This window comes from Pseudomonas sp. PvP027 (assembly GCF_017833005.1).
Classification (GTDB): domain Bacteria; phylum Pseudomonadota; class Gammaproteobacteria; order Pseudomonadales; family Pseudomonadaceae; genus Aquipseudomonas; species Aquipseudomonas congelans.
The window spans coordinates 3,193,907-3,211,235 of record NZ_JAFIBK010000001.1 but is presented as its reverse complement, the minus strand read 5'-3'; the positions used below and the strand labels follow the sequence as shown (position 1 = coordinate 3,211,235).

The following is a 17,329-nucleotide window of genomic DNA, read 5'->3' as shown; positions in this document are numbered from 1 at the left end:
CGCTATCGATAATCCGGAAGCGTGAAAGCCTGCACCGCCGGGGTCAGCGCCCTGGCAGCACGCTTGCTGATAAAGGGCGTTGCCACCAACCGCTGCACGGCGCGTAGGATCTTCACCCCGGTCTGACTGCGAGGATGGACCAGACGCGGAACAAGTTTCGGCACGCTCTGCGACTTTTTCACCACAGGGCGCAGGACATATTCGTACGAGGCAAGCGCCTCTGCAATCGTATCGGTTCTGGTGAGTTCACCCGCCAGCACATACGCGCCAATCAGCGACAACGAAGCACCGACCCCACCCAGCGGCGTGACACACCAAGCGGCATCGCCCAGCAGTACCACCGGGCCATTCGACCAGCGATCGATCTTCACCTGACGCAAGTCATCGAACCAGAAGTCCTCCGCAGCCTCCATCCCCTCCAGCAGACGAGGCACCTCCCAGCCCGCGCCTGCAAACGACGCCCGAAGAAACGCCTTCTGCTCGGCAACACTGTTGCCAACCGTCAGGTGGCTTCGGCCGTGCACATTAAAGAACGCACGCGTCGTACCGCGATTGTCCGGACGAACGCCCGCACTGCGACCGCCCACCGCGTTATACCAGCGCGCGGTCTGGCTATCGGTCGGCGCACGAGGCACAGTAAAGAACGCGCTGGCCAGGTCCATCCGGCGCGGTTGATTCTCGCCGGGGAACACCAGCTCCCGCGTGCGCGAACCGACACCTTCTGCAATGATCAGCAGATCAAAACGCTCCTCGCCACCGCCCTCGAACGTGACTGACACGCCCTCCGCATCGTGCTCGACCGAGACGATGCGATCACCAAAGCGGTAGAACGCATCGGCAGACGACGCCTCATATAGCAGACGCGCAAGATCACCGCGCAACACCTCAAGCTCGGCCGTCGGGCCGTCGGGCCGTCTCCGTCCAGACCAGCCAGATCAATGCGCGCCGCCGTACGGTTATCCTCATCGACCCACGCAAGCCCCGTCTCGCCGGTGTTGAGATCCTTCACCGCCTGCTCAAGCCCCATCAGGCGCAAGACCTCCCGAGCCGCGCCCCGCACATCCACATTCTGCCCGCCATCGCGAAAGGCAGGCGCCTGCTCGACAACCGTGACATCGCAATCGCGCTGCGTCAGCCACCAGGCCGCGGCACAACCCGCGATACTGGCCCCGGTAATAAGAACGCGGCACGGGCTGCACTCGATGCTTTTGAACTGATTGATAAGAGGCCCTCGGTGAGCACGAACTGACGGAGTGGTATGGGGAGCATCATGCACCACCACACAGCCGTGCCGGAAGCGCAGGTCTGTTCCTTTGTGGACGGCAGTGAGTGTGGGGTGATGAAAGGCTCATTGATGGCGAAATGCAGGGCGCGTTGGATCATTTGTGTCGCACACCGCCCGCAACTGGACGCCCCGTACCCATGTGAGTATCATGGCGCCCGCGTCGCACCAGTAGCTCAGCTGGATAGAGTACTGCCCTCCGAAGGCAGGGGTCGTGGGTTCGAATCCCGCCTGGTGCACCATATAGCAATCTAGACCTGTCTCATACAGTCTACGAATCCCCCTAAGAAGCCCGCCCTGTGCGGGCTTTGTTGTCTCTGGCTATCCATAGCGATCCACCCCTATACCTTCACGCCGTGTATGCCCACGTGTATGCTTTGCAATTCCTTGAACAGGAGGCATACAAGCCGTGAAACGTACTGACATCAAACGTCGCCCGCTAGCTGACACAACCCTCTCCGGGCTGGAACCAGAGGATGCAACCTATCGGGAGCAAGATGGCAACGGCTTGTACTTTCGAGTCAAAGCAAATGGCCAGAAGTCTTGGGAATTGCGTTACAAGAAACCAGACGGAAAATGGTCTTGGCTAGGGCTAGGCGGCTATCCGGAAGTCAGCGGCTCTCTAGCTAGACAGAAGGCTGCACAACTGCGCGAAGACTCATCCAATGGAAAAAATCCGCTAGTCAGCAAACAGGCGAGGAGAGCTGCTGACCTGGAGGCAGCCAATAACACTTTCGAAGCGCTAGCACGGGAATGGTTCGATTCCAGACGGTCGAGCTGGGAAGCAGGCACCGCCCGGAGAATCATTGGTGCTCTGGAGCTGCATGCGTTTCCAATATTTGGGAAGCGGGTTTATACCGAGATACTGCCTCTTGAATGGATGGAGTTCCTGCGCAGCATGGAGCAGAAAGGGATCATTGACCAAATGGGCAGAGTCCGAGCCACTTGCAAAGAGATCTATGACCTGGCTCGTGTAACCGGGCGAGCCATCCACAATCCTCTCGAAGGTCTCAACAAATTCCTTCAGACCCGTAGCGCCGAAAACTACGCGCACGTGTCAGTAGAAGAGCTACCCGCACTGCTCCGTGCGATCAATTCTTACCCTCATGCAAAGGATGTTCGTTTGGGGCTCCGCTTGCTTGCGCTGCTGGCCGCACGCCCGAGTGAAATTCGAGAAGCACGCTGGTCAGAGATTGATCTCAATAAAAAGCTCTGGACGATCCCGGCCGAACGCATGAAGCGTCGGCGTGAACACGTGGTTCCCCTATCCCGCCAAGCTGTTGAAGCAATCAATGAATTGCGCTCGCTTACAGGAGCATACCCACTGCTGTTTCCAGGCAGGAAAGATAGGACTATACCCCGCAGCAATACCGTTTTTCTGATGGCGTTACGGAGACTCGGTTATGGCGGACGCCAAACAGGTCATGGCTTCCGTCATATCGCAAGCACGATCCTTAACGAGCAGGGTTTTGATGAAAATCATATTGAAGCGCAGCTTTCCCATGCGAAGGAAGGAATCGCAGGGGTGTACAACAAGGCGGTTTATTTACCTCAACGTAAAGTCATGATGCAGTGGTATGCCGATCATCTTGACGAGCTAGCATCTGGCAACGTTGTCCAAGGCCAATTTGGAAAGGCCGTATGAGATCTCAATTCCATACCCCCTCCAAAAGCGGTGTTACTCGTGTTACAGGTGTAGCGAACATATTTAAACCTTTGATTATAATAGGATTATCTAAAGTTACACGACGCGGTGGCCGACACATTGCGACGTGTTACGAGGCCGAATCGTGTAACAACACTGCTCCAGCAACCCCGCTGCTGGCCCGACCTGTGGTACTGCCGAACCGCTGTAAATGTGACACGAGCCGGGGCCAAGGGGCGGTCGATGGACAATGAGAATATGCCGGTTGGTTGCCTTGAAATTGCTGGATGCGATGTCAGCAATTTGCTTGAGGAACTCGACGACATCGAACAGGCCGTGCATGAGTTAGCGCTGTATCCGCAATTTCGTGAGCATTTCAAAGAGGCTCTAGACGTGGCCAATTACGCCACGTCATTCTGGCTTGAGGATGGCAGCTACCCTGACCGAGCAGGATCGGTAGTGGCCACGATGTTCCGACTTCGCGATGAGATTGAGGACCAGGCCAGTTATAGAGATTCCGGGGCGCTGCCGAGTGTCATGAGAGGATTTCTTGGCGTTGACCGCAACGATGCTGACTCGCAACTCGTAGCAACTTACGCTCTGGTGCAGAGCGTTCAAGCTGTCCAGGTACTCGCTAACTGGCTCTTTGAAACGGAACTTTACGTCTTCGAGCTCGATGTCGATCTCATCGCCCAAATGCAAGCCACAGATCCTGATAGGTACTGCGCACTGGTAGGTAAGGAGCGGCTAAAGCATCCGGGTGCGGAGATTGACGCTCGTGAATCCTTTCGCATCTTCATGGGCGAGGCCGACAAAGCGCTCATGCTTGCGAGCATCTTCAAGCAGGTTGAAGAGGTCGACGTAGCGAAGGGTAATTTCAATGTGGCCAACTTTTTAAGGAAAGCGCTGAATAAGGCGCTGACCAATGCGTTTTCCGCTCAAGCTTCGCAAAGAGGCGCGGCGGCTGGTAGGGCCAACAGCCACCCGGACTCGGTAAAGCAGCAGAACGCAGCGGACCTGCGCAAGCGCATTTGCAAAGCTGCCGACCGTCTCATTCTTGGCAACCCGGCTATTTCAGAGCGAACACTAAAACGAGCATTGGTGGAACAGGGTATAGCGTCTGAGCCAACCATCAAAAAATACCTGGTCACCTGTGGCTATTTACCTCGGTAAATTTCTTAAAAGCAAACCGTGTTTGCTTTTTTCCGCCTCCCTAGTCTGTGCCTGTCTCTCACCATATAGGCACGGCTATGTCATCCCCTCTGCAAGCAATCAGCACCACGCCCCCAGCTCGTGATCCAGCTACCACGCTCATTCGCATCAGCGAAGTCATTGCGATAGTCGGCCTCGCCCGACCCACGATTTACAAGCTGATGCAGCAACAAGACAGCGGCTTTCCGCTCCCAGTAAAACTGAGCAACAGCAACGCCCGAGGTGCGCCCGTTGCATGGGTCTTGGGGGAAGTTCAGGCATGGACGCGAGCGCGCATCGCTGCTCGCGATCAGGTGGCCGCATGAGCAATCGTTTCCCAAAGAGCAACGGCCCTTTCATCGACGCCTACAGCATCGGTTTTCAGCTCTACAAGCCGGGCGAACTCAACTGGAAAAGTCGCACCATCGCGGGCGTCAGTTGGAATGGCCTGGAGCAGGAAGCGATCTTTTTCAATCCGGATGGCATGGCACTGCCTATCAAACCGAACCCGTGGAATGTACCCGAGTGGATTCGTGCGCACGAAATCCGTCGTGAGTTTGCCTGCGTGCATGGCACAGGCCATTTCGCGATGAAAGAAGGACGCCGTAGGGCGTTGCGCACGGTCGGCCTCAATGACTGGGTGACTTACTGGCTAGTCGACCAGTCCGGCGGTTTTGCCAATGAAGCGAAGTTTTGGCAAGCCTATCTGGCTGCTGATCTCGCCACTGAGCAAGCCGACAGCAAAAAGCTACACACCGAAATGCGCCTGAAAGACGACCTGGCTGCGTACGTCGAGCAAAGCATCGCCGAGCGCCGCGAGCGCTTGACGATCATGCACCGAGATCGATGCAACGAGGATCAGAAAATTCTCGCATGGCTGAAAGGCGAGGTCCCCGCACCGCTATTCGACACCGAAGTGCGGGCGGCGTGACGCCCCCCCTGCCCGATCTGCTCGCCTTTGTTCGGCACCAGAGCCCAAGGCCATCGCGTCACCGACTCGACGCACGCACCAACAAAAACGCCTCCGGGGGCAACCGGAGGCGTTGAGGTAAATCTACATGCACGTCAAATGTATTTCGCATCGAGCGCGAGTGCAAGTCGCTCAAACAGTTGCACATCCCAAAACCGGACGTTATTCTCTGGCCGTCGCTGCAAATTCAGCGACCGGGTTTGGCGACCCGAGTTTAAGAAGGCGCACAGGCGCCCCTATTACGATTGCAGGCGCTTTTTTTGTGCCCGCATTCCCGTTTTATGGTGGCTGTGCGTGGGAGACCTTCGGGTCTGCCGGGTTCCTTCTTACCCGGTTCGCCAACCTGCGCACAGCTGCCACCCCAATTCGTTTGGCGACGAACCGTGGCAGTTCCTACTTAAGAAGGAGCTCCACCCATGCACGCCCTAAATCCGTTCAAAAATCGCGCCGCTGCGCATCGCGCAATGGCTCTCGCCGCTTTACACGCCAACTCCAGCCTCGCTACACGCCTTACCCGCTACAACGCTCACATGACCAAAGCACGCGCCCTGGAAACAGCAGGGGGTGCCCAATGAACAACGCCCTGAGTTTTTCCCTGCCCGAAGATCTGCTCTGCGTTAATCCGACAGCGGACGCCGGGATACCCATCGACGCCATTACCTGCGCCGTTGACCGCGCCAGTTCGGTGCTGTTACTGCTTGAAGACCAGTTTGAAAATGACGGGCCGAGCTTGGCCAACCACGTCATTGCCGCCGCCCTCTGGGACGTGCGCGGCACGTTGGGTTTGATACGAACCCTGGCGCTTCACGCAGACGAGTTGGTCCGCGGTCCAGCGCAAGGAGGTGGCCTGTGAGCGCATCCTTCCAAGGCAACACCACCGGGCACACTGCCTTTGCCAAATACAACGCCCGAAACCAACCACTGTTTAGCGTCAACGCGGGCGTTTCCTGCGAAGAGGCTTTAGAACACGCCTCCGTGCTGACTGACTGCATCAACAAACTGACGCTTCAAGCGGGCATGAACGACGACAGCAGCGCGGCATGGGCTGCCCATTACTTGGGCGATATGGTCAAGGCCATCATTGATGACGTGACCACCAGCCTGCAGTTCCCAACGGAGGATCGCCCATGAGCGCCTCCAGCACGAAAAAGCGTCCTTCGTTCGCACAAGTGAAATCTGCTGCCCTGCGCAACATCGACAAGGTCCTGGCGCACTGGCTCCCGAACGGGAAGCGAGTGGACGGCGGCAAAGAGTACACCGCACCCAACCCCACCCGGACGGACAAGCGTGCGGGCTCTCTGAAAATCAGTGTCAGCAAAGGCACCTGGTCTGACTTCGCGACCGGCGACAAGGGCGGCGATTTGATCGACCTGGTGCGCTACATCGACGGCGGCACTGACGTCGAGGCCTGCAACAAACTGGCGGATCTGCTTGGCGTAACTGCTGACTCCGAGCCAGCCAAACCCGCACCTGCCAAAAGCAAAGCCCCTGAGTGGATCGCCATTGCGCCGATCCCGGCCGAGGCGATGAACAAATGCCCGGTTAAACACCGGCAGCACGGGGCACCGTCCAAGGTCTGGATTTATCGCGATGACAAGGGTCAGCCTCTCATGGCGTTGTACCGGTTCGACCTCGGCCCCGATGAGGACGGCAAACCGAAGAAGGTCTTTGCGCCGCTGACCTGGTGCAAACGCAGCGATGGCGAAACAACCCAATGGCGCTGGCAAGGACTGCCCGAGCCCCGACCGCTTCTGCGCCTGGATGAATTGGCGCTTCGTGCCGATGCGCCGGTGGTCTTGTGCGAGGGCGAAAAGGCAGCTGACGCAGCGGCTGATTTGATGCCGAGCCACGTGGCCACCTGCTGGCCGAACGGTTCGAACTCTTGGCATAAAGCAGACCTGACACCGCTCAAAGGCCGCGACGTGCTGTTGTGGCCAGACAACGACGACAGCGGAGAAGCCTGCATGGACGCCGTCGCCCACAAGCTGCGCGAGATCGGCGCAGGCTCGGTTAGGTTCATCGCGTTGGAAGTGTTCAAGCGCAAGCCCACGATGAAAAACGAACGCGCTGCTTTCGCCAAAGGTGGCCAATGGGACAACGGCGATGATGCCGCCGACGCTCCTGCCAAAGGCTGGAGAGCTGCCCATTTCGCGGAGCTAGAGCGCAGTGGCGAGCTGTTTGTTTCGGTAGAAGAACCGTCCGCACCGGAGGAGCCCGAACCCGCTCCGAAAGCGAAGACGAAGCCAACGGCCAAGCGCCCTGCGAAACCGAAAAACGACCTGATGCCTGGCGGGTTTCGTCTGACACCCGAAGGTGTGTTCTACGCGGGCGACGACGGCGAAGCGCGCCCGGTGTGTTCGCCTCTGCAGATCCTCGCCCGCACCCGCGATGACAAAGGCCACAACTGGGGCCTGCTCGTGGAGTTCGACGACCCCGACGGGGCCAAGAAGCGCTGGAACATTCCGGCGCGCACCATGACCGGCGATTTCGGAAAGGACGTACTTGGCCCGCTGGTAGACATGGGCCTGCGCCTGGCTGGCAGCCGATCAGGCCGCAACGCACGCAACGACCTGCAGAGCTACCTCGGCGGTTTCGACAGCGCGCAGCGGGCACGACTGGTCACTCGCCTGGGCTGGCACGACAGCGCCTTTCTCCTACCGGAACAACAGGTCGGCATCCACAGCGAACACTTGCACTTCTACGAAGCCGGATCTCAACTGCCGCCGATCAGCGAAGCGGGAACGCTTGAGCAATGGCAGGAGCAGATCGGCGCATTATGCGTGGGCAACCATCGCCTGGCGTTTGTGGTCGGCGTGGCTTTCGCGGGCCCGTTGCTGCACATGCTGGGTCATGAGTCGGGCGGCTTTCATCTGTACGGCGATAGCTCAGGCGGCAAGACAACTCACCTGCAGGTCGCCGCATCGATTTACGGCGGACCGCGCCTAGTGCGTTCGTGGCGCTCGACCGACAACGCACTGGAATCCATCGCCGCCGCGCACTCCGACGGCATGCTGGTGCTGGACGAGATTGGCATGTGCGATCCGCGCATCATCGGCGAGACGGTGTACATGCTCGGCAACGGCACCGGCAAGGCACGGGCCAATGATCGAGGCCAGGCAGGCCGACAGGTGCAGGAGTGGCGTTTGCTGTTCCTCTCCACCGGCGAGAAGACGCTCGCCCAACACATGGCCGAAGCGAACAAGGAACTCAAGGCGGGCATGGAGGTGCGCATGCTCGCGGTCCCCGCCGATGCCAGCAAAGGCTTGGGCATGTTCGACGCGCTGAACGGTTTTGATGATGCAGCGGCGCTGTCGGACGCGCTCAAAGCGCGGGTCGCCAAATACTACGGCACACCGCTTACCGCCTTTCTCACAGCCTTGTGCGAGCCTGATAAACGTCACGCCTGGTCCGCCATCCTGCGCCGCACGCTGGAAGGCTTTATCGCCAAATCCTTGCCCGCGTCGGCGAGCGGACAAGCTCACCGTGCCGCCGCTCGCTTTGGCCTCGCCGCTGCAGCGGGTGAATTGGCCACGGCAATGGGCATAACAGGCTGGCCCGACGGCACCGCGACAACCGCTGCTCGGGTGTGCCTCAACGCGTGGATGAACGAGCGTGGGGGTGCCGGTAACTTCGAAGGTGATGCGATCTTGGCGCGACTGCGCCAGGTCATTGAGCGCTTCGGCGAGAGCCGTTTTACACGCTGGGAATCAGCGGCGGCGAAGGTCGACGAACACGGTCCGCGCACCATCGATAGGCTTGGCTTTCGCAAGACGATGGAACACGGCCTGGGCGATGCGCTGCACACCACCAACACCTACTACGTGCTGCCCGAGTCATGGCGCTCGGAGATATTCCGGGGCATGAACATCAACGCAGTGAACAAGGAACTGCTGCAGCGCGGCGTCATTGAGCCTGGAAACGACGGCAAAGCATCGACTCTGGTCCGACTACCCGGCTTGGGCACGCAACGCTGTTACGTCGTGAAGACGATTCCGGGATTGGCTGAAAGCGAGGCTCGGGCCGCCTAAGGGCGTGCCTGCTGATCGAGGTAGCGCCGGCTGATTCCCGGCCTCGCCAGCCGCTCAACCAACTCCCCATCGAATTGAACAGAGACCAGACTCATGAACGAGATCCAAGAACTGAAAGACCGCCGCGATCAACTGCTGAACGAGGCCAACCAACTGCATATCCAGCTGCAACCCCTTGAAGCCGCTCTGGACAATGAGCAGGGCATCGAGGCCGCTCAAGAGCGTGAACTGCGAGAGAAGTACAACGAGCTGAAAAGGCGTTTCGATGCACGCAAACACAACGCTGACCTGTTGGATCAAAAAATCAATCGCCGCGAAACCCTCGCCAATAGCGATTCCCTGATGGCGGGTTACATCGAGGCAATGAATAACTGGAAGACGGATGAGCAGGAGTTGAATGCGAAACGTCAGAGCCTCAGCAGTCGCCTGGAACAGATTCAACAGCAGGCCGTAGAGGACATGGCCAAAGCCCGGCAGGCTGAAACGGACGCAGCTACTGCGTATGCACAGGCTGTCGCATGGGGCGACACCGAAGCCGAAAAAACCGCCAATGCCGATGCACAAAAAGCCGCAAAAAACCTGGCAACCGCCGCCGAACATGATCGTCGGCAGGGCCTGATCATATCCGCGCTCAACCAGGAGCTGGCGACCGTAGATCAATACATCGTCGAAGCACAGGAAAAGCACAAGGGCATCGAACGCGACGCACTGTGGCTCTCTCAGACGGTCCTTGAGGAGAAATGGAACGAGGCCGCGAAGGCATTGTTTGAAGTCGGTGGAAAGCTCTGGGCGAATTACAACCTGCTTGGACTTGATCAGGTAAGCCTGTTGAAACTGGCGATTCCGCAGGAAGGCGAAACCGTCGGGAACTGGACGTGGCATGAATTATCCGACCGAGCGCGCAGCTACAGCGCGCAGGATCTGCTTCAGCTCCACAATATCTCGACACCTCAACATGCTGCACTCGTGAGCCAACTGGAGGAACGAACGGATGAAAGCAGTGAACAACACGGCGCTGATGTCGTGGAGGGGTGGCTGAAGAAATAAAGCCACTTCACCTGAAAAGGGCCCAGATGGGCCCTGTTTGTGTAAATGATTTATTGGAAATACACAGTATTTCTAGCCCATCGCATCAAGATAATGCTCCCCATCCCCCTCGGCTGGAGCCTCACCTACACGGAAATTGTAGTTTCAATGTTGATGTCTACTGGTTGAAGAATCGTATATTTCTGTCGAATCAGGTTGTAAATATCCGGAATATCATCGGCTTGAACACTTACTATCAATGCATAATTTACATCTGGCGCAGAGCTAGGGGACACCCCCCGACTGCTTTCACGCGCATGATATTCGATATCAAAAACGGGCCCAATTAGTGAGTCTTCCCCTTCAAACTTCCTAACTCTATGAAGGCAAGTTTCCCATTTATGTGCGTCATCTCTAAATTGACGTTCGGTCATTTTATATTGAGAGTTTCTACCAAAAAAATCCTTGCTGGTTTCGATGTTCGCTCCTACCTTCGGCCGGAACACGACGCCCATTCCCGAGCGTGTATAGTTGATTGCGTGCTCGGGATCTGTATGCGCTTGTATGCAAAACGTGGCAGTTATGCACGCATTACCTGTGAGGGGGATGTCGGGAAAGGGTATCGGACATCGCAAATATTGTCCTTTTTCGAGCTGCCCTTGAAAGATTATCGTCGCAACTCCGTTCTTACATTCAAGCATTGTAAAAGCTTCTTCTTGAAAGCGGCCCCAACCAACTTCTTCGCGTTTGATTTTGGTCTTATGCTCTGCGTGGTGAACCAGCAAAGCTTTTATGGCAATTGCTGTCATCTCATAGGATGTAGAGCATGCTATCCCTGCAGCTGTCCTTAACGTTAAAGGCGCCGCATAGCTTGTACCTTGTACGCCTACCGTGTTGCCTAAAAGGGGGTTGAAAACTTTGAATGGCTCTGCATCGCTGCCGCCAAAAGCTACCCCGTCGGGTTTGACATATCCTGGGCTTCTGCCTGGTCCAATACAGCTGTATCCAGCTCGTTTCCATTTGGCAGTACTTAGATCTGCGGAGCCAATCGCCAATGCGTTAACCATATCTCCTGGTGGCTGAATTCTATTAGCTCCATCGATATCACCATCATTCCCTACAGCAACTGTCGCGAGTATGCCGTATCTAGCGCACAGCTGATCAAGAGTTGCCGTCCACGCATGCACCTCTTCATCGTTGATAGGCATTCTTGGACCTAAGCTAAGGTTTGCGAACTTGTACTCGCCAGACTCTAATGCCGCTTTTATCTTCAGAAGCACGTCAAAAAGGTCAGGGTCTTTACCAGAAACTGGTGACAAAACTCTGTAATGATGCACATTCATGTAAGGTCGTTTCAGTTGGTCGGCTTCCGAATCTAGTCGGCCGAAGAGAAAAGTCGAGGTAACCTCATTGCCATGCATCAAGAGCTGCCCATGGGTTTCGTTAGTATCCTCGTAGTAACACTCTGTTGCCCATGGATTCAGATCGGATGTGCCGAGACCACCATCGAAAATCGCCGCATATTTATTGGGCATGTATGCAGCCTGCGCCGGTAGGCTAGTTGCATAGCTGCTCATTGTAGTCCGGGCCATCGTGGGATGCGCGATCCGAAGTTCAGGCATTGGCCTGGCGACCCTAAGAAACGAATGGCTTGCGATTTCCACCATGGCCGCAGAGGTTGCATATACCGGTATAAATGTCAGTCCCCCAACCTTTATCTTCCTTTTCAGATCGGCTTTTCCCGAATGAGCCCGCACAAATTGGGCGAATGATGCTACTACATCTTCTTCGTCAGCACCCGCATGCAGCGCTACCTCAAAAGCATGCTGTTCATAATCGTCTGGCAGCTCGCCCCTTATCTTGTCCTCATTGTCGATCCATCGAACTGACTCAATCTCCTTAAGTTCTTTTTCAATTTGCTTTGTGTGAGTTGTGGCGTGCAGGATACTTCTCAATGCAGCGACGGCGCTTTCTTTACCGGCGAGGTAGATTGTCGCTGTCGCCTGCTTTTTTCCTGCGTCACGGGCGTCAGTTACATGTCTTGGGACAATAGATGTCTCTTTGCTACCAACGTCGCGTAAGCCGCTTTTCTTAAGAATGCTTTTGGGGAAGTAAGATCGCGCTAAAAAAGCTGGATGAAGTGTAAGCTCGAAAACTCCCTCTCCTCTAGGCTTTGCTCCTTTAGGAAGTTTTGACAATGACTGCTGTACATGTTCCAGCGAAGAAGAAATGGCCTCCTTCACTTCTTCCACTGTGTACGGAAAGTTTTTGGGCCCCGAGCCGCGTTTAATTTCCCTCGCAGTAGTTAAGGCTTCCCCTTTACCGAGTAGCAGGTTACGATCAGCCATTAACATTCTCCTTGAATTCTTTTATAATTTTTCCGACGGTTGGATGCGATACATTGAGCTCGCTTGCAATCTTCCGCTGCGATAGCCCTTGAAGCGATAATTGTATAATTTTTATATCTCGGGTTCTTTGAGGTGAGCTTTCTAAGTTTCGTAGGCTCAGGCTCGACTCGATGATTGCCTCATTAAAGTCCTTGCCGCTTAGTACGGCTTTCTTTTTTGCGGACACAATGATTCGGTTTATTTCGGCAAAGGAGTTGCCTGATAAAAAAGATGCTAGCTCTCTAGCTACCTTGGGCGAGGTCTCAACCTCGATAAGTAATTTCTCAATTAAATTTTCTGGCGGGTTTTTGAAGTTAATTATCACCTCAAAACGACGCCATACCGCAGGGTCCAGCATATCCGGATGGTTGGTGGCGGCGATTAGAACTGATGACGATGGCCATTCATCAATAGATTGGAGAAGAACGTTTACTAAACGCTTAAGCTCACCAACATCTTTGTCGTCATCACGTCGTTTGGCAATTGCGTCAAACTCATCAAGAAGGAGCACGCAGGGGGCACTCTTTGCATGATCAATCACGGCTTTGATATTCGTACCAGTTTTTCCCAAAAGGCTTGACATAACGGAAGCCAAATCAAGTGTGTATAAGGGAAGGTTAAGCTCGTTAGCAAGCCAGCCCGCTGCCAAAGTTTTACCCACACCCGGCGGGCCGGTAAAGATCATTGACCGAACTGGCTCTAGGCCTGCGGTTATAAGTTCCTTGTAGCTTCTGCGCTCAATCAGAATGTCTTGGAGCTGATTCTCAATAGAGATTTCCCACCTAGGCTCCGATTCAAGAACAAAAGGCGCACCCTCTCTCAAAAGACTTCGACGGCTGTCGGCATCGACCGGCGCCGCCATTCTAGGAGCGCCCCGCATGCCCGCGTCGCTGGCTAGCAGTTCAGCCAATTTGGTCGCTAGGTCAGGTTGCGTTTTTTTGAGCTTGCTTGCGATTTGGCGGCCTATCAAAGCAAAGCCAGCAGCGTTACCACGGACCCCCTGCTGGTAAAGATTTTCAAGGTCTTTTTCGGCTATGGTTACCATTTTAGTCGCGTAATCCCTTGTCTTTAGGCTTTTCGGTAAATAATTTTTATCAAAATTACCATGTGATTACCACTTTTTCCATAGTGGCACGCCATGTTTGTTTAGGTTACCCGCGCATGGATGGCAAAGCAGCACGGGTAGCCTCGTCAAGCTCGCGGAAGCGGTCCCAAGACTTGTCGAAGTTTCCTTTTTGCCTTACCGCAGCGAAACAGCCTCTCTCAATGACCGAGCGCGATCTGTCTATGCCTTACGGGTACAGGAATTTGTAGAACAAATTTCACCAGCTTGAGCCAGCGCTATCCCACTCCACGTGGGATAGCGTCAAGTGCAGGGGGACGCAGAAAAAACCACCTATTTAGACCGCAGGTGTGGTGGGGTGACAACAGTGCGCGCCAGGAGAAAATCGCTGGGGAGCGTTGATCCGGCGATTTTCTTGCGGGACCCGCTCAGGTTTCCTTTGCGGAATTGCGCTTCACTTGTCGATCCATTTGCATTCGACCTGACCGGCGATCACATCAGATTTGACCAACACGGTTCGTGAAGATGACCGACGGAGACCGGCCAGAAGCTGTTTCTCAGCGGTATTCATCAAACCGTAGGCAATTCACTTGTACCAGCGAGAAATTTTAGAAGCGGAAATGCTGGTAATTTGACTGACTCTGTAGATTGGGTCTGGCCACCACTCAGCAGTACATAATGGTTCACAGTTACACACTGTAAACTAACATTTCCCTAAATCGTCCAGCTTCTGACTCAGCACACCAACTCACTAAGATGTGTCTGAAAAGTACTAGATCGCCGTCAAAAATAGTCTGAGACGCTCTCTACCTATTAATTTTACGCACCTGTAAAGCGCTAAAAAGGAGCTACAGGGCATATAACAAGACTTTTCAGACGAACTCATTGCACATCCACGATCTTGCTCTTGATCTGCTACACCAAAGGTAAGGCTTACAACTGTCAGCGCCAACTGAAGAGCGAGTACCGAAGACGTCCATATCTATTTTTTACTAACAAACAAGAGCAAGATCAAGATTGCAAACAAAGAACTGGTTTTGTATAAATTCATTTGGTTACTGGAAGACGTCAGCAGGACTTTCAGCCCCCTTAAAAAGGCAAGAAATAAGTTTTATGCCAGATCATGCGTAACTTAATATTCATTTAAATATACATTGCAAAGTACCCCGCACTTGCTAGAAAAAGAAAAATCTGATATATCTCGTTTTTTAGACATTTTGTCTACGCAGGAGAGGGAGTGGCAATGAGTGCTATCGCAGTATTGGAACGTGCCAAAACAGCAATCGAATTAGGTGAAAGCCACTTTAGAGAGTTCAAAAGCGCACTAGAGGGAGCTCCAGGCAGTAAAACAAAAAGGCCTGTAAAAGATATTGCAATAAATATCGCCCAAACATTGGTCGCGTTTGCAAATGCGGATGGTGGAGAGTTACTGATAGGTGTAGAAGATAACGGAGAAGTTACGGGGCTGCCCGGGTTTACTGCCGGTGAATTCGACGCACTTGAAAACGCTCCATATACACGTATACATAAGGACACCCCCCTTCCCTCTGTAAGAAAGTATAGACTTAAAATCGACAACAAAGACGTCATGTATTTCTCAGTACCCAAGAGTATAGAATACGTTCACGTAACAGCAGATGGGCGCTGCATGCAACGTCGTGACTTGGAGTCTGTTCCCGTAGCTGCCGAAGCAATTCAGTTTAATCGCCGAGAGGTTTCATCGCGAGAATATGATCGGATCTTTATAGACGGGGTAACTGCTGACGATTTAGACCTTGATCTAGTTAAAACTGTTGCAGATCAAGTATTGAAAGGTATGTCTGTTGAAAGATGCCTGCAATATTTAGAGCTAGCCGAGTACGGGATGTCTCATTTGCGGTATCGTCGTGCGGCTTTGCTTTTGTTTGCAAAAAATGCAAGTAAATGGCATCCAAGACTTCAAATCAGAATATTAAAAATTGATGGAAATGAGGTAGGATCAGGCGAAGCGTATAATGTCATTGCCGACCAAATCACATCTGGCAATATCTTGACGTTAATCAACCAAGCTTGGGAAGCACTTCGCCCGCATCTTGTTCAAACTAGAATGGATAAGGATGCTCGATTTGAGCAACGTTCTATTTACCCTGAACTGGCGTGTCGAGAGGCGTTATTGAACGCTATCGCCCATAGAGATTATTCGGACGAGGGCAGAGGGACGGAAGTTTATATTTTTGATGATCACTTAGAAATCCGAAATCCTGGGGCTTTGTTAACCTCAATTCGCATAGAAGACATAATGCACCAAAAGGGAGTGCACCAATCCAGAAATACGTATGTTTCCCGTGTACTACGTGAGCTTGGCTATATGCGCGAACTCGGCGAAGGAATGCGACGAATATACGACTTAATGAATAAAAATGAATTAGCCCCTCCAAAGCTGGAAAGCAGGTTCGAAGGCTTTAGTATAACGCTGACAAACAAGGCTATGTACTCTGCCAAAGATGCTCTTTGGCTTAGTCAGTTTGACAAAGTAGATTTAAGCAGAGAAGAAAAATCGGTTATTTTGCTTGGGCAAGACGGCCGTATATTCTCAGCTATCCAAATTTGGGATGCCGTCGGTATCGTCGACACCGAAGATTATCGAAAATTAGTTGACTCTTTAAATCGCAAAGGAATTCTGGTTAATGCGATAGAAAGGGAAAAAGCAAGGAACATTGCGAAACAGAAGAAGATCCCCTTTAAAGAGTACCCAAGACTAAAAATTGAAATACCTTCTTCCCCAAATCTTGTTGATAGAGCAACAGCCATCAAGGCAACGCAGGCTAAAACAGAGAAAGACAGGTCCATCACTCATGGCGCCTCCACAGATCCAGGCCCAACTATACACATAGGAAATCTCCCTTCAAAAGTAAGGAAGACTGATCTTTATGATTTGTTTAGCGGGTACGGTTCTATAGCAAAACTCGTAATCCCGATGAATAATGGATCGACAAAAGGCTATGGCTTCATCGAGTTCGAGGATGCCAGCAGTACGCAAGACCTACTTGATACCGGAGGCGAGCTAACCTTTGCTGGACGAAAACTTGTATTAAGTCCCGCGATTAGCAAATCTAGCAACTGACCAAAAAAAATCCTGCGGGGTGCTCTCAACACCCCGTTCGATTTTTCTCCTTCGCCATACCCCATAAATATTAGCGGACGAAACAGACACATCAAAGATAGCCGCTCTCTAGCATACAAAAAATTTCAACTATGACCATGTAGAAGCAGATAACTGACTGCGCAATGTTGATTCCAATACTCAAGGCGTTCTTGTTGTTGAAATACTAATATCGTAAATGCAGATGTGCTGACATTTCTACTGCGCCCCAGCAATCTTTGCTGCAATTGAGGAGCTGCTCTTGTGGCGCAAATCCGTTGGGTAGAGCGACGCCCATACATGTCGGCACCGCATGGGGATGTCTCTTACAGTTGAAACGTTGATATCAAGGGCTGCTATTGGCCGATTCTGTTGAGAAAGTCGGGGGTGGTTTTCACAGCGGAAAAGTACGCGCGTGAGCTTAAAATCTAGAATCTGAACTGAGGTCTTCCGACTAAGGCTTCATTTCGCAGTGCATAAAAAAGACGCTTTCACCGATCAATATTCGGGCAGTTTGAGAGAACCGACTTTTCTAACAGAATCGGCCGTTAGCGGCCATCGTACACGGTTGCCCATGCGGCACTAAGGCAGCGGCAGCGGCAGCGGCAGCGGCAGC

The 17,329-nt window shown here is 53.5% G+C and carries 12 protein-coding genes, 1 tRNA gene and 1 pseudogene; 11 read left to right on the top strand and 3 right to left on the bottom strand.

Annotation, left to right across the window (positions count from 1 at the left end; translation table 11 throughout):
* Window positions 1-2: 2 nt before the first annotated feature.
* Window positions 3-1,279: pseudogene (locus JOE33_RS13615) on the bottom strand (FAD-dependent monooxygenase).
* A 168-nt stretch (window positions 1,280-1,447) separates the two neighbouring features.
* Here JOE33_RS13615 and JOE33_RS13610 point away from each other — a divergent pair.
* The 10 genes from JOE33_RS13610 to JOE33_RS13565 all read left to right on the top strand — a co-directional run bounded on the left by JOE33_RS13610 (window position 1,448) and on the right by JOE33_RS13565 (window position 10,163).
* Window positions 1,448-1,524: transfer RNA gene (locus tag JOE33_RS13610), tRNA-Arg, on the top strand.
* Between the two features lie 167 nt (window positions 1,525-1,691).
* Window positions 1,692-2,927 carry a tyrosine-type recombinase/integrase gene (locus JOE33_RS13605; protein WP_209924090.1) on the top strand — a complete coding sequence of 412 codons (1,236 nt, stop codon included), beginning with the start codon at window positions 1,692-1,694 and terminating at the stop codon, window positions 2,925-2,927.
* Window positions 2,928-3,170: 243 nt separating this feature from the next.
* Window positions 3,171-4,100, top strand: a complete 930-nt coding sequence (locus tag JOE33_RS13600; RefSeq protein ID WP_209924089.1) for a hypothetical protein — start codon at window positions 3,171-3,173, stop codon at window positions 4,098-4,100.
* Between the two features lie 77 nt (window positions 4,101-4,177).
* Window positions 4,178-4,444, top strand: a complete 267-nt coding sequence (locus tag JOE33_RS13595) for an AlpA family phage regulatory protein (RefSeq protein ID WP_046463814.1) — start codon at window positions 4,178-4,180, stop codon at window positions 4,442-4,444.
* Window positions 4,441-5,049 carry a hypothetical protein gene (locus JOE33_RS13590; protein WP_209924088.1) on the top strand — a complete coding sequence of 203 codons (609 nt, stop codon included), beginning with the start codon at window positions 4,441-4,443 and terminating at the stop codon, window positions 5,047-5,049. The genes JOE33_RS13595 and JOE33_RS13590 overlap by 4 nt, the downstream gene beginning before the upstream one ends.
* Before the next feature lie 455 nt (window positions 5,050-5,504).
* Window positions 5,505-5,663, top strand: coding sequence for a hypothetical protein (locus JOE33_RS13585; RefSeq protein ID WP_209924087.1), 159 nt, complete (start codon window positions 5,505-5,507; stop codon window positions 5,661-5,663).
* Window positions 5,660-5,941, top strand: coding sequence for a hypothetical protein (locus tag JOE33_RS13580; RefSeq protein WP_122409367.1), 282 nt, complete (start codon window positions 5,660-5,662; stop codon window positions 5,939-5,941). Before JOE33_RS13585 ends, JOE33_RS13580 begins: the two co-directional genes overlap by 4 nt.
* A complete protein-coding gene (locus tag JOE33_RS13575) occupies window positions 5,938-6,219 on the top strand; it encodes a DUF3077 domain-containing protein (protein WP_005771372.1) in 282 nt (93 codons plus the stop codon). The genes JOE33_RS13580 and JOE33_RS13575 overlap by 4 nt, the downstream gene beginning before the upstream one ends.
* Window positions 6,216-9,116 (top strand): DUF927 domain-containing protein, encoded by a 2,901-nt coding sequence (locus tag JOE33_RS13570; RefSeq protein ID WP_209924086.1) that lies wholly within the window; start codon window positions 6,216-6,218, stop codon window positions 9,114-9,116. Before JOE33_RS13575 ends, JOE33_RS13570 begins: the two co-directional genes overlap by 4 nt.
* 93 nt (window positions 9,117-9,209) lie before the next feature.
* A complete protein-coding gene (locus tag JOE33_RS13565) occupies window positions 9,210-10,163 on the top strand; it encodes a chromosome segregation protein SMC (RefSeq protein ID WP_209924085.1) in 954 nt (317 codons plus the stop codon).
* Between the two features lie 125 nt (window positions 10,164-10,288).
* Here the strand turns inward: JOE33_RS13565 and JOE33_RS13560 are convergent, their stop codons facing one another.
* Together JOE33_RS13560 and JOE33_RS13555 are read right to left on the bottom strand one after the other, a co-directional pair.
* Window positions 10,289-12,490 (bottom strand): S8 family peptidase, encoded by a 2,202-nt coding sequence (locus tag JOE33_RS13560; RefSeq protein ID WP_209924084.1) that lies wholly within the window; start codon window positions 12,488-12,490, stop codon window positions 10,289-10,291.
* Window positions 12,483-13,574: an AAA family ATPase gene (locus tag JOE33_RS13555; RefSeq protein WP_209924083.1), complete on the bottom strand. Its 1,092-nt coding sequence runs from the start codon at window positions 13,572-13,574 to the stop codon at window positions 12,483-12,485. The genes JOE33_RS13560 and JOE33_RS13555 overlap by 8 nt, the downstream gene beginning before the upstream one ends.
* A 1,261-nt stretch (window positions 13,575-14,835) precedes the next feature.
* Between JOE33_RS13555 and JOE33_RS13550 the strand changes: the two genes are divergently transcribed.
* A complete protein-coding gene (locus JOE33_RS13550; protein WP_209924082.1) occupies window positions 14,836-16,695 on the top strand; it encodes an ATP-binding protein in 1,860 nt (619 codons plus the stop codon).
* Window positions 16,696-17,329 lie beyond the last annotated feature (634 nt).